Here is a 13,909-nt window from a genome sequence, read left to right as displayed (position 1 = left end):
TAAGTTATTGATATTTAATGGGTTATTTTTTATTATTTACTGATATTTTTGGTACTTTTTGATACGAGTACCATACTTTTAGGTTTGATGATGGGTGCATCTTGATTGATGAGCTGATGGACTTTATTTATATTTTTTAAGTGTACACTTGTAAAAGGGCATGAATTGCGATACAGTGAGATTTTTAATGTTAGACATTGGTTTTATTGATTGTCGTTTGGTGAATAAAGGGATATTGCTTCATGTCACTTGGCTATTTGTAAGTTGAATTTATAGGATATTGCTTATTTTTGGATAATTTTTTTGGATAATTAATAATTAAACGGTTAATTTGCTCGATTTTGGTTTTATCAGGAGGATAAATAATGAACAATAAAGTATATGAAAATGCCAAATCGGCATTGGCGGATATCGTCAAAGATAACCAAACCATCGCAGTGGGTGGGTTTGGTTTATGTAGTATCCTAGAGTAGCTGATTGCTGCACTGTGTGATACTGGTGTTAAAGGCTTAACTTGCATTAGTAATAATGCTGGTGTTGATGATTTTGGCTTAGGATTATTACTAAAAACCCATCAGATTAAAAAAATGATCGCCTCATATGTGGGCGAAAATAAAGAATTTGAACGGCAATTTTTATCAGGTGAGCTGGAGGTTGAATTGACCCCTCAAGGCACATTGGCAGAAAAGCTGCGTGCAGGTGGTGCTGGCATTCCTGCTTTTTTACCAAAACAGGTGTCGGTACACAGGTCGCTATTGGCAAAGAAATCAGGTAATTTGACGGTGAAGATTACATCATGGAACGCTCATTGGTGGCTGATGTGGCATTGGTTAAAGCCTACAAAGCTGACAAGGCAGGCAATTTGATATTTCGCCATACAGCACGCAACTTTAACCCCGATGTCGCCACCGCAGGCAAAATAACTGTGGTTGAGGTTGAAGAGCTTTTAGAGATAGGGGAGATTGATCCAAACAGTGTACATTTGCCTGGTATTTATATACATCATATCATTGTAAATGCTAATCCAGAAAAACGCATCGAGCAGCGTACCATCTCGTAGTGTATCATCATAATATTATTATAAGGAGTATCAGTTATGGCGTGGAATCGTGAACAGATGGCACAAAGAGCCGCCCAAGAGCTGCAAGATGGTTTTTATGTCAATCTTGGTATTGGGCTACCAACCTTAGTTGCCAATTACATTCCAAAGGGTGTTAATGTTATGCTACAGTCTGAAAATGGATTACTTGGCATTGGTGCATTTCCTACCGAAGATGACATTGATGCCGATTTAATCAATGCTGGTAAGCAAACAGTGACCGCACAAATGGGGGGCAAGTTTTTAGTAGCTCGCAATCATTTGCGATGATTCGTGGTGGCAAGGTGAATTTGGCAATTTTGGGGGCGATGGAGGTTAGCGAACACGGTGATTTGGCCAACTGGATGATTCTAGGTAAGATGGTTAAAGGCATGGGCGGTGCGATGGATTTGGTTACAGGCGTGCAATGGGTGATTGTATTGATGGAGCATGTTGCCAAAGATGGTTCATTTAAGATAAAATCTAACCGTACCTTACCTTTAACAGGTCAAAAAGTGGTACATCGTATTATTACCGATTTGGCAGTTTTAGACATTACAAATAACGGTTTAACATTAATTGAGTTGGCAGATGGTGTTCATTTTGAAGAATTGCAACATAAAACAGGTGTGCGTATCATTGAAAAATAATTAATAATTTTTTAAATAAATATGATATAAAATAATGAAATGATGACACAAGATTTTATTCAATGAGTGATTGATTATTATGCTTGAAAAATAAACGATAATGATTTATATTGTCTTTTTTTTACATTTTGACAAACTTTTTAACAAATTCTGCCTGATTTTGTGATGATTGGTGATAAAAGTAGGCACAATGTGATGGCATTTGCCATCGTTAAAATGATTAACACAGTCAGCAAAAGCGATGATGATAACAGGTAATACCATGAACCAAATTTTTCATTTGATGACACAAACCAAGCATACAAATCACACCAAAAAGGTGCTAAAACTGAGCATGCTGTCCTTGTGTTTGCTACACATCACCCAAACTGCCATGGCAGAGGATACCCTTAAGGATGTGCCAAAAGCAACGGATTTTTCTGTCATCTTAGATGAGGTTGTTGTAACGGCGACCAACGGCACCAAAAAATCCCAAAAACCCTTTACCAAAGCATCGGCCACCAGCGTGCGAGAAAATGTATTTAATGCCAGTGAGAATATTGATGCCATTGTGCGCAGTGTGCCAGGGGCGTTTACTCAGCAGGATAAATCCTCTGGGCTGGTATCATTAAATGTACGAGGCGATAGTGGATTTGGGCGTGCCAATAGCATGGTTGATGGTGTAACCCAAACCTTTTACAGCACCTCAACCGATGCTGGGCGTGGGGGTGGCACCTCACAGTTTGGTGCGGTGATTGACCAAAATTTCATTGCAGGCGTTGAATTAAACAAAGGCAGTTTTAATGGCAAAGGTGGTATCAACACCTTAACAGGTTCGGCCAATTTTCGTACGCTAAATGCTGATGATGTGATTAAAGATGACAAAAATTTTGGCTTCATTGCCAAGGGTTTGACCGGTAAAAATGCGACGGATAAAAATTTTATGCTGGCAGCTGGCGGACGTGGATGGCTTGATAATGGCAGTATCAGTGCTTTATATGCTTATAGCCACAAAGACATTAGCCAAAATTATAAAGTTGGCGGTGGCGGGACGCACATTGGCAATGTTGGTGATGATTTGCTACTTAGTAAACAAAAACAAGTTTTTGCCAAAGAGCATGCACTCACTTACAATGAAGCCAGCCGTTCCTGGCAAAAAGATTTGACCAAATTAGATAAAGAAACAGGCAAGCCTTTATGGGACAGAAAATATCAATTTGGCGGTAAGTGCTATGGGCTGGGCTGTATTGATACAAAAGAGAAGTTTGATGAATATGTTGCTGACAAACAGCAGCAGTGGCAAAAGCATGGTGCAAAAGAGTACAGCATCACCCCCATTGATATCACCGCCTTAAACCAAACCTCAAAAAGCCATTTGGCAAAAATTCGTTACAACAATGACACCAGCGATGTTGGTCTACAACTGCGTAAAATGGACACCACGATAGGCAGTCGCCGTATCAGCAATGATAATTATCAACTTGATGCTGCTTACAACCCAAATGAGATCATTGATTTAAAAGTGTTGGCAGCCCATAATGTGGGCGTACAAAAATACCCCAAAGGTTCAACTTTTACAGGCTGGAAATTGGATAAAGACTTTGAAACCAAAAACACTGCCAATCTTTTTGACCTGAACAACACTCACACCTTTAATCTGCCAAAGCAAATGGATTTGACCACAACCGTTGGGCTGAACATATTGCATAATGAATATTCAAAAAATCGCTTCCCAGATGAGCTTGGGCTATTTTATACCAATGATTTATTATGTGGCGGCGGTTATGATGCCTGTGGTGGTCGTTTTCAGGGGACAAGCAGCACACTGCCAAAAAAATCGGTGATTGTACAGCCCTCAGGCAAACAGCGTTTTCATTCTATTTATTTGGACACATCATTACAAAAAGACAAATATCAGTTAGATTATAGCGTTAATGCCAGTCAGTACCGTTTTAGTGGTGAGCATGCCAGTTATTATAGCAGCCAAAAAGAGTTTCAAGATAAGTTTGGTGAAGATTCGCAAATTTATAAACAGCACTGCTCGCCAAGTTGTGATGTGTATGAGCCTTTGGTAACCACTTCTGGTAAAAAACACGCCATCAACCATTCTGTTACTTTAAGTGCCAAATATGACACAGGTTTTATGCCTTTTGTCAGCTTTGCACGCACGCACAGAATGCCCAACATTCAAGAAATGTTCTTTTCTCAAATTGGTGATGTTGGTGTCAATACCGCATTAAAACCAGAACAAGCCAATACATATCAGTTGGGTTTTAATGTTTTTAAACGCAATCTATTGACAGACAACGATACTTTGGGGCTAAAAGTAGTGGGTTATCAAAGCCGTATTAACAATTACATTCATAATGTTTATGGTAAATGGTATGACACAAAAAATCCACCCAGTTGGGTGACCAGTGGTGCATTAAAAGGCGATACCATACAGCATCGCAATTGGCAAATGCCTGTGCATAAACAGGGCTTAGAGCTTGAAATCAACTATGATGCTGGGCGGTATTTTACCAATTTGTCTTATGCCAGACAAAAGACCGACCAGCCAACCAATTATAGCGATGCCAGCGAGTCCCCACGAAATAGCTCAAAAGAAGACCAATTAACCCAAGGCTATGGGCTAAGCAAAGTGTCAATGTTGCCCAAAGATTATGGTCGTTTTGAACTTGGTGTGCGTGGCTTTGATGACAAACTCACCATAGGCAGTGCGGTGCGTTATTATGGACAAAGCCCACGAGCGACCATTGAACCCAGATACATTGATGGCACGCATGGTGGCAATACATCGCATTCAGATGATAAAGGTGCTCATGTCATCAAGCAAATTGAGATGCTAAAAAGACAGCCTTTGGTGCATGATTTTTATGTTGCTTATGAGCCAATAAAAGATTTGGTGATGCGTCTTGATGTGCAAAATGCGTTTGATAAACTGTATATTGACCCCTTAGATGCCAACAATGATGCCGCCACTCAGCGTTATTATCATTCATATTATAATGATGCAGACGAAGGCGCACCTTGTGCAGCGGGGCAGTTGTGTAAGCCTGATGCAAAATACGGCGGTACTACTCGCTCGGTATTGACCAATTTTGCCAAAGGGCGTTCTTTATTATTTTCAATGACTTATAAGTGGTAGTTGTTTGATTGATGAGTGTAGCTTAAATAACTGGTCTTAATTGATTTTGTGTGATATTTTATGAGTTAAGTTTGCATGGTTGATATGCAAACTTAACTCTTTTTTATGTTGATGTTTTATGGCAAAGTTGAGTATCGTATGAAATTTATCGTCAAATTATTTCCTGAAATTATCATGAAAAGCGACTCAGTTCGCAGGCGTTTTGTCAAAATCTTATCTCATAATATCAAGGCGGTATTATGTCATGTTGATGAACAAGTTTTAGTGATTCGCCATTGGGATTTTATCGAGGTCAGGTCGAGCGATGAAAAAAAATTGCTCATTCGTGATACCCTGCAACGGATTTCAGGCATTCATCATTTTTTGGAGGTGGATGAAAAACCGTATCATAATTTACATGATATTTTTGAGCATACTTATCTAGAATATAAAGATAAACTAATTAATAAATCATTTTGTGTACGAGTAAAACGCCGTGGTAAGACAGAGTTCAACTCAATGGATGCGATGCGATATATTGGCGGTGGTCTAAATCAGTCTATTGACAGTGCAAGTGTGAAGTTAAAAAATCCTGATATTACCATTCATATCGAGATTGATCATGATCATATGATGATTGTTAAGGGTCGTTTTGAGGGCTTGGGTGGATATCCAATGAGTACCCAAGAAGATGTATTATCGCTGATTTCAGGTGGTTTTGATTCTGGTGTGGCAAGCCATATGTTCATGCGTCGTGGTAGCCGTGTGCATTATTGTTTTTTTAATTTGGGCGGTCAGGCACATGAATTGGGTGTCAAGCAGATGGCCTATCATCTATGGTCTCGCTATTCTTTGTCGCATAAGGTATGGTTTATTACGGTAGATTTTGAACCTGTTGTTGCTGAGATATTAAAAACGATTGATGATGGCCATATGGGCGTTGTCCTAAAACGCATGATGGTAAAAGCTGCCAGTCAGATTGCTCAACAAATAAAGATCCAAGCACTGGTAACAGGAGAGGCGATGGGTCAGGTGGCAAGCCAAACATTAACCAATCTTAATGCGATTGATGCAGCATCATCTACATTGATTTTACGCCCTTTAATTACCAGTGATAAAGAAGATATCATAAAAATGGCAGAAAAAATTGGCACTGCAAACATTGCCAAGTCAATGCCTGAGTATTGCGGTGTTATCTCAAAATCACCCACGGTCAAGGCACTTAAGTCTAAGATTTTGGAACAAGAAGCAAATTTTAATTTTGAGATTTTAAATTATGCCATACAGACAGCCAAATTTAGTGATATCCGAGATTTGAATATTCATGAAAAAATTGTGACTGCTGAAGTGGTGCAACACATCACATCACAGCAGGTGGTATTAGATATTCGTATGCCAGATGAAGTAGATGACAAGCCACTTAAGGTAGATGCTGCCGTGATTACGCTGCCATTTTATAAGTTGCTATCAGAATTTGATCAACTTGACCCCACCAAAACCTATTTGTTATACTGCCAACAAGGCGTGATGAGTCGATTGCAAGCAGCCCAACTATTGGCAAAAGGGCATCATAATGTCAAAATATTTAAACCATCATCACCCCAAAGTGGTCTGTAGGCATGGATTAACTCATCAAATTTCACCCTGATATCAGCGTGTTATCAAAGGGGTAGGGTGTGTCATCGTTCACCGAAAAAAGTTTAAAAAATGCTTGAAAAAATGCTTGACATTGAATAAATTTGGCATATAATATGCCACACAAAGCGGGAATAGCTCAGTTGGTAGAGCACGACCTTGCCAAGGTCGGGGTCGCGAGTTCGAATCTCGTTTCCCGCTCCAAATTTTAAAAAGTCCAAATCGAAAGATTTGGGCTTTTTTGTTGTTGAAGTTACTCATTTTAAGCATTTTAAAATTAATCAAGCAAAAGAATTTGCAAAAAGAAAACAATCATATCAAAGGCGTTGAACATTTTGATTGTAAGCTACTAAATCGAATAGCTAGAAAATGTAACGGTATGTACTCGAAAGCTTTTATCTTTTATCAACGAATACAATCTTAGGTTTAACATTGGTAGCGTACTTATTTTGCATGTTTGATACATGATAAATATTGTGGCTGTAAGTTGGTTTTATAAATGAATATCTAAATGTTTATTTACGCTATCCAAAAAGTCCATCGGTTCTTGGTTTTACTAAGATGCCCACATAACAAAGACAAAATATCACAAAAGACGCTATCCACAATACTTGTGATAATAACATGAGCGGCATATAACTATCATTAAAAAATAGCGGTAAGACCACACGAAATATGCCACACAAAATCATCAACATGAACATTAATGACACAGTGGCAGGGGGCTGATGGATATTTCTGCCAGTATGTCCAAGCGACACCCGAGCCATCATGGCAATCGTCATCAGTCCAATGCCAAACACCGCCAAACCATGTAGTCCAAGCGTGTGGATATTAACAGAGCTAAACCAATTTAACTGTGTGGAAATCGGATAAAGTACAAACATCGCCAAACTTATCGTCATGCCAAAAAATGCAATGATGAGTGACCACAGCAGGGGCTTTTGCCAGATGGCGTGGTGATACCAGTTTTTTAGGCGTGCCAAATTAGCCATCAAACATACTAACGCACACACGCCAGCAATCATGGGCTGTTTGATGAACAAATCAAAAATGACAAATCCAAAAAAACCAAATAAATTGAGCCTGTCCAGTAGATCGGAGTTTTTTTGTTCAAGCTGCATGCCATTTGGTGTGCCATCATGATTGACGCTGATGCCTTTGGTAATAAAGAATGGCAAAACACGCCGTGCAATGGTAAACACCACACCAATCACCAAATATAAGGCAAAATATAAGGCGATTTGCTGTGTGTTGTGATGATTTATCAGCGCACCCACATAAAAAGCAACCTGAGTCAAACCTAATAGTAAAAGTTTGGTAATGATACCAATTTGACGTTTTTGGCGAACAGCCCACACCGCTTTGATGACAGCAAAAGCAGTCATGCCCCAAAATATCATGTCAAATACAAAAGCCGCCATGAACAGGGCAATGCTAGGTGTGACATGAAGCCCAAACCAGATAAAGCGAGATACCGCCCACGCCCCAAATATCGCCCCCAAATGCCAGCCATAAGGCATGGGCTGATTTGTCCATGTTTTGACTGCCGTTAATAAAAACCCTGCAATCACTGCTAAAGCATAACCAAACACCATCTCATGACCATGCCAATAAAAGGGCGTAACCACGCCTTGAAAAGGAGCAAACCCTTGTAATATCACCAGCCAAAGCAGCATACTTATCACAGCAAACACCGCCGAACCCACAAAAAATATGCGAAAACCCAAATTTAAAATGGGATGGGGAGATGTTGGGCGTTTGGCGGTGTTTTGGATATTCATAAGCATGGCGAATCTTTGAATTGTTATTACGATTGTCGAAAAAGTAATCTGCTGATTAAATCACTATTTTTAAAATATCATCTCATCAAAAATGAAATAGCGTTTGTGTGGTCATTGTTCCACCATCTGTTCTAGGTGTTCGGATTTTAAAATAGTGTATTGTACACCATTTACGCTAATAATTTGCTGATTTATCAAAGATCGCAAAGTTCGGCTGAGTGTTTCAGCACGGATACTTAGTAGGCTTGCAAGATTTTTTTGACTCATGGATATCTCTATTTTGCTGTTATTGTCAGCATGGCATAATAGATAATAAGCTACTTTCGCTTGTGCAGTTTTCAGGCTTAATAAATCATACAATAAAAACTGTGTCGAGATTTGCTCATACATTTGCTCTGCATACCAAGTAAATATCGTAGCTAAAGACAAGTTGTTGAATGTTTTCTTTATTTCATGAATGGGTAAAATGGCAACATAGCTATTTTGTGAAGCTTTGGCGGTTAACTGATGGCAGCTATTTTTTCCAAATGAGTTATATTGATTATACGCAAGCATCTCATCTTGTTTTTCATCACACTTATCTACTTTTAAATTAGGCAGGCTTTCATTGATCATCTGTACCTGATGGATATGAGTTTTATTTGTATCAAATCTGTTTATTAGGCTTTCTTGACCATTGGGCTGCTGACGATAGCAATGGATTGCACCTTCTAATAAAAAATATAAATAACGCACTTTAGCATATTGCAAATAAATTAAACTGCCTTTGGGGTAGTAGTGAATCGTTGCTGCCGAAATTGAAAGTTTCTTATTGGTTGTTGCAAAAATAGGGTGGCAGCTCAAGCTCTGAAGATAAACAACTTTTTTTTCATCATAGAGTTTTTTCATGGCTAAAGAGAGGGTAATTTAGATTGAAGTATTGTAAATATTTACAGATATTAGCCATAGTATGCTTAGGTAGAAAGCAGCCAGCCAAGCTTACTACTTTAGGGTAGTGCCTTAACCATTTAGAGCATAGCTAGGTATTGATAGCTGATTTATGCTAAAACCAAATCAACTCTGGGGGTGTGCATGCATGTAACATTAAGTGATTTGTTAAATAACAACCAATATTGGGCACAGTCACTGACAGCGCGTGATCCTGACTATTTTCCAAGACTCTCAAAGGCACAGTCACCCAAATATTTATGGATCGGCTGCTCTGACAGTCGTGTGCCCGCCAATGAAGTGGTAGGCGTCATGCCAGGAGAGCTTTTTGTGCACCGCAATGTCGCAAATATGGTAGTTTCAACTGATATGAATTTGTTATCGGTGTTACAGTTTGCGGTAGATGTACTTAGGGTTGAGCATATTATCGTATGTGGTCACTATGGTTGCGGCGGCGTTAAAGCGGCGCTTAGTCAGCAAGAATATGGTCTGATAGATAACTGGCTTAGACCGTTGAAAGGAATGCGTTACCAATATCGTGAGGCTTTTGAGGGTTTAACTGAGATTTATTATGCCAAATCAATGTTAAGCGTCAGGTCACTAATGTTTGCCATACTACCATAGTGCAAAATGCTTGGTATCAAGGCAGACAACTTTCGGTACATGGCTGGATTTATGACATGAATAGTGGGCTGATTGAGGACTTGGGCGTGAGTATTAGTAACGCACAACAGCTGGCATCGGCATTTATCTATTCGCATTAATAAAATTAAAGCAGTCATTCAACTACGCCCAAAGAAGTATCTAATGATAGCCATTTAGGCAATAGTTAGGTAACCAATAAATTTTTATAATCAATGTTAGCTTGGTGTTTCGATTGTCGCTAGCCAGCTAAGCTCTTTTTATAATAACGAGGAAAGCAAAATGAGCCATTTACTCGACCAACTGCGATTTTTTAAAAGAAAACAAGGTGAATTTGCCAACAGCCACGGTGAGACTCGCCATGAAAACCGTGAATGGGAAAACAGCTATCGGGCACGCTGGTCATATGACAAAGTGGTGCGTTCTACACATGGGGTGAACTGCACAGGTTCATGCTCTTGGAAAATCTATGTCAAAAATGGTCTGGTAACCTGGGAGACACAACAGACGGACTATCCTCGCACTCGCCCAGATTTGCCCAACCATGAGCCTCGTGGCTGTCCTCGTGGGGCAAGCTATAGCTGGTATATGTATTCTGCCAACCGCTTAAAATACCCAAAAGTGCGTAAACCATTATTAAAATTATGGCGTGAAGCCAAAGCCAAACATACCGATCCTGTTTTGGCATGGGCAAGCATTGTTGAAAACCCTACCAAATCTGCTGAATACAAGTCAAAACGAGGCTTGGGTGGTTTTGTACGCTCATCTTGGCAAGAGTGTGCAGAAATCATTGCAGCAGCCAATGTTTACACCGCTAAGACCTTTGGTCCTGACCGCATCATTGGTTTTTCACCCATTCCTGCGATGTCCATGCTCAGTTATGCGTCAGGGTCAAGATATTTATCGCTCATAGGTGGTGCATGCTTGTCGTTTTATGATTGGTATTGCGACCTGCCGCCAGCTTCTCCCATGGTTTGGGGTGAGCAGACCGATGTTGCTGAATCTGCTGATTGGTACAATTCCGATTATATCATTGCGTGGGGTTCAAATGTGCCACAAACCCGTACGCCTGACGCTCACTTTTTTACCGAGGTGCGTTATAAAGGCACAAAAACGGTTGCCATTACCCCAGATTATGCCGAAATTGCCAAACTTTGTGACCTATGGCTGAACCCAAAACAAGGCACAGATGCCGCCTTGGCTCAAGCATTTTGCCATGTCATCATCAAAGAGTTTTATCTGAAATCTCAAAGTGATTACTTCCAAGACTATGCCAAACGCTACACGGATTTACCCATGTTGGTGGTGCTTGAAGAAAAAGACGATAAGTTTAAAGCAGGGCGTTTTTTACGGGCATCTGACTTAATTGACAATTTAGGTCAAGAAAATAATCCTGAATGGAAAACCATCGCCATGAACCAAAATGGTGAGCTTGTTTCACCTTATGGCTCAATCGGTTATCGCTGGGGTGAAACAGGGCGTTGGAATTTGGAAAATAAAGAAGGTCAACATAATGGCGACGTGGATTTGACTTTGTCATTAAAAGGTTCTGGCGAGACGGCAAGCGTTGGTTTGGACTATTTTGGTGGTGATGAACACCCCTATTTTACCGCTGCCGCTGGTGATGCCATTCAGTATAAAAACATTCCTTGCCATACCATCAGTCTTGCCAATGGACAAACCGCCAAAGTCGCCACCGTTTTTGATTTGATGGTTGCCAATTTGGGGGTTGATAATGGGCATGGTGGTCAAAATGTCACCGATGATTACAATGATGCCAACATCGCAGGTACGCCTGCTTGGCAAGAAAAAATCACTGGTGTCAGTCGTGAAAAGGTGATTCAAATCGCCCGTGAATTTGCCGAAAATGCCCACAAAACTCAAGGCAAATCCATGGTCATCATCGGAGCAGGCATGAACCACTGGTATCATCTTGACATGAATTATCGTGGTGTGATTAATATGCTGATGCTCTGTGGCTGTATTGGCAAATCAGGGGGTGGCTGGGCTCACTATGTGGGTCAAGAAAAGCTCAGACCACAATCTGGTTGGGCGCCTGTTGCGTTTGGATTGGATTGGCACAGACCACCACGCCACATGAATGGCACAAGCTTTTTTACAATCACTCAAGCCAATGGCGACATGAAACTGTCTCTGCCCATGAATTGCTTTCATCTCATGCCAATAAATCGCAATTTCCAGAGCATATGCTCGATTACAACATTAAAGCTGAGCGGGCAGGTTGGTTGCCATCTGCCCCCCAATTAAACCAAAATCCACTGACCATTGCCCCCCAAGCAAAAGCCAAAGGCATGAGTGTTCAAGATTATGTGGTTGAAAGTCTGCACAATGGGTCATTGCGTTTTGCTGCCGAACAACCCGACAATCCGCAAAATTTCCCACGCAATATGTTTATCTGGCGGTCAAACTTACTGGGTTCATCAGGTAAAGGGCATGAGTACATGCTCAAATACTTGTTAGGGACAAAAAATGGCTTATTGGGTGATGAAACGGTACAAACTGGCTTTAAACCCAACGAAATTGACTTTGTTGAAAATGCCCCAACGGGTAAAATTGATTTGGTAACCACCTTAGACTTTAGAATGTCCAGCACATGTTTGTATTCTGACATTGTACTGCCCACCGCCACATGGTACGAAAAAGAAGACATCAACACATCAGACATGCACCCATTTATCCACCCATTCACCGCTGCCACTGACCCTGCGTGGGAAGCAAAAACTGACTGGGAGATTTATAAATACATCGCTAAGGCATTCTCTCGCCTTTGTGTTGGGCATTTGGGAACACAAACCGATGTGGTTACCTTACCCATGCAACATGACAGTGCCGATGAATTGGCTCAACCCTTTGGTGGCACAGATTGGAAAAGTGCAGGTGAAAAACCCATACCCGGCATTAATTGCCCACTCATCAAAGTTGTGGAACGAGATTATCCCAGCACCTATGCCAAGTTCACTTCTCTTGGTCCTTTAATGGACAAGCTTGGTAATAACTCTAAAGGCATTGACTGGGACACCAAAGAAGAAGTGCAACAATTGGGGCAGTTAAATTATCGCATTCATGATGACAGCGTCGCCAACACACGCCCCAATATGAGCAGTGTCGTCAATGCCATTGAAACCGTACTGATGCTTGCCCCAGAAACCAACGGTCATGTTGCGGTTAAAGCATGGGCAGAATTATCCAAAAAAACAGGACGTGACCACACTCATTTGGCAAAAGCCAGTGAGCATGAAAAAATCCGCTTTAATGACATTGTTGCCCAACCCAGAAAAATCATTTCAAGTCCCACATGGTCAGGGCTTGAATCTGACAAAGTCAGCTACAACGCAGGCTACACCAATGTGCATGAACTGATTCCATGGCGGACAATCACAGGCCGTCAGCAATTTTATGTTGAGCACCCTTGGATACAAGCCTTTGGCGAACAAATGCAACAATACCGTCCGCCAATTGACACCAAAACCACCCAAGCATTTAAAAAATATCAATCCAATGGCAACAAAGAAATTGTGCTTAATTTTTTAACACCACACCAAAAATGGGGCATTCACAGCACCTATTCAGAAAACCTATTGATGCTCACCTTAAGTCGTGGTGGTCCAATTGTTTGGATAAGTGAGATTGATGCCCAAAAAGCAGGCATTGAAGATAATGATTGGATTGAAGTCTTTAATGCCAACGGGGCAATCACCGCCCGTGCAGTGGTCAGCCAGCGAGTCAAAGAAGGCATGACCATGATGTACCATGCTCAAGAAAAACTGGTGAATATCCCAGGTTCTGAAAACTCAGGTACTCGTGGTGGTATTCACAACTCGGTTACTCGCACCATCTTAAAACCCACTCACATGATTGGTGGTTATGCCCAATTCTCTTATGGCTTTAACTACTATGGTACGGTTGGTTGTAACCGTGATGAATTTGTTGTGGTGCGTAAAATGGCAAATATTGACTGGCTAGAGGGCAGGGCTGATGATGAATTGCCACGCCCATTACCCACCACTTTGGACTGATGATTTTACAACATATCATGACACATTTTACTAAGCTGTCGCTAGGTCAA

At 40.8% G+C, this 13,909-nt stretch carries 4 protein-coding genes, 1 tRNA gene and 4 pseudogenes; 7 read left to right on the top strand and 2 right to left on the bottom strand.

Features of this window, described 5'->3' with window-relative positions; translation table 11 throughout:
- Window positions 1–365: 365 nt before the first annotated feature.
- From HMPREF2573_RS03830 to HMPREF2573_RS03800, 5 genes and pseudogenes are all read left to right on the top strand, one after another.
- A pseudogene (locus tag HMPREF2573_RS03830) lies at window positions 366–1,060 on the top strand (CoA transferase subunit A).
- A gap of 36 nt (window positions 1,061–1,096) precedes the next feature.
- Window positions 1,097–1,728 (top strand): annotated as a pseudogene (locus HMPREF2573_RS09565) (3-oxoacid CoA-transferase subunit B).
- Between the two features lie 262 nt (window positions 1,729–1,990).
- A complete protein-coding gene (locus HMPREF2573_RS03810) occupies window positions 1,991–4,855 on the top strand; it encodes a TonB-dependent receptor plug domain-containing protein (protein ID WP_003673045.1) in 2,865 nt (954 codons plus the stop codon).
- A 138-nt stretch (window positions 4,856–4,993) separates the two neighbouring features.
- The gene (gene thiI, locus HMPREF2573_RS03805; protein WP_036331667.1) at window positions 4,994–6,451 is read left to right on the top strand and encodes a tRNA uracil 4-sulfurtransferase ThiI; all 1,458 of its coding nucleotides are present in this window, start codon (window positions 4,994–4,996) and stop codon (window positions 6,449–6,451) included.
- A 146-nt stretch (window positions 6,452–6,597) separates the two neighbouring features.
- Window positions 6,598–6,673 (top strand) — tRNA-Gly (locus tag HMPREF2573_RS03800).
- Window positions 6,674–6,993: 320 nt separating this feature from the next.
- On the opposite strand, the gene HMPREF2573_RS03795 is transcribed toward HMPREF2573_RS03800, so the two are convergent.
- The gene (locus tag HMPREF2573_RS03795; protein ID WP_070472600.1) at window positions 6,994–8,259 is read right to left on the bottom strand and encodes an NnrS family protein; all 1,266 of its coding nucleotides are present in this window, start codon (window positions 8,257–8,259) and stop codon (window positions 6,994–6,996) included.
- A 105-nt stretch (window positions 8,260–8,364) separates the two neighbouring features.
- Window positions 8,365–9,141, bottom strand: a complete 777-nt coding sequence (locus HMPREF2573_RS03790) for a Crp/Fnr family transcriptional regulator (RefSeq protein ID WP_003663432.1) — start codon at window positions 9,139–9,141, stop codon at window positions 8,365–8,367.
- 183 nt (window positions 9,142–9,324) lie between these two features.
- Between HMPREF2573_RS03790 and can the strand changes: the two are divergent.
- Window positions 9,325–9,944: pseudogene (gene can / locus HMPREF2573_RS03785) on the top strand (carbonate dehydratase).
- A gap of 160 nt (window positions 9,945–10,104) precedes the next feature.
- Window positions 10,105–13,859, top strand: a pseudogene (locus HMPREF2573_RS03780) (nitrate reductase subunit alpha).
- Window positions 13,860–13,909: the final 50 nt, after the last annotated feature.

The organism is Moraxella sp. HMSC061H09, assembly GCF_001809255.1.
GTDB classification, from domain to species: Bacteria; Pseudomonadota; Gammaproteobacteria; order Pseudomonadales; family Moraxellaceae; genus Moraxella; species Moraxella catarrhalis.
The sequence above is the reverse complement of the archived record's forward strand: the minus strand, read 5'-3'. Positions and strand labels throughout refer to the sequence as shown.